This window comes from Methylobacterium sp. E-046 (assembly GCF_022829625.1).
Taxonomy (GTDB): domain Bacteria; phylum Pseudomonadota; class Alphaproteobacteria; order Rhizobiales; family Beijerinckiaceae; genus Methylobacterium; species Methylobacterium longum.
Window position 1 is genome coordinate 1 of sequence record NZ_JAKSYP010000154.1, and the last position, 946, is coordinate 946.

Sequence of the window (946 nt, forward strand, 5' to 3'; positions counted from 1 at the left end):
GGGCTGCGCGATTCCGAGGTGCTGGTAGGCGTGTCGGGTGAGGATGCGGCCCCGGGGGGTGCGCTGCACGAAGCCGCGCTGGATCAGGTAGGGCTCGATGATGTCCTCGATGGCGTCGCGCGGCTCCGACAGCGCCGCCCCGATCGTCTCGATGCCCACCGGCCCGCCCCCGAACGAGCGCGCGATCAGCCCGAGGTACTTGCGGTCCATCACGTCGAGCCCGGCCCCGTCCACGTCGAGCAGCTGCAGCGCCCGGTCGGCGATCGCCCGCGTCACCGTCTCGGCCTCCGCCACGATCGCGAAGTCCCGCACCCGCCGCAGCAGGCGCCCCGCGATCCGCGGCGTGCCCCGCGCCCGCCGGGCGATCTCGTTGGCCCCCTCCGCCGACATCCCGAGCCCCAGAACCCGCGCGCCCCGCGCCACGATCTGCTCCAGCTCGTCGATCTCGTAGAACTCCAGACGGATCGGGATCCCGAACCGGTCGCGCAGCGGCGTGGTCAGCAGCCCCGCCCGCGTCGTGGCGCCCACGAGCGTGAACTTGGGCAACTCGATCTTGACCGAGCGCGCCGCCGGTCCCTCGCCGATGATCAGGTCGAGCTGGTAGTCCTCCATGGCCGGGTAGAGGATCTCCTCCACCGCCGGGTTGAGCCGGTGGATCTCGTCGATGAACAGGACGTCGCGCTCCTCCAGGTTGGTCAGCTGCGCGGCCAGATCCCCCGCCTTGGCGATCACCGGACCGGACGTCGAGCGGAAGTTCACGCCGAGCTCGCGCGCCACGATCTGGGCCAGCGTGGTCTTGCCCAGGCCCGGCGGCCCGACGAACAGCACGTGGTCGAGCGCCTGCCCGGTCCGGCGCGCCGCCTCGATGAACACCTGCATGTTCGCCCGCGCCGCACGCTGCCCGATAAACTCGGACAGGCTCAGCGGACGGATCGTCTGGTCGGCG

The 946-nt window shown here is 71.9% G+C and carries 1 protein-coding gene; it reads right to left on the bottom strand.

The window, feature by feature from the left end:
* Positions 1–946 (bottom strand): Holliday junction branch migration DNA helicase RuvB (gene ruvB / locus MKK82_RS12935; RefSeq protein WP_238294312.1); only part of this gene is annotated, 946 nt, incomplete at both ends.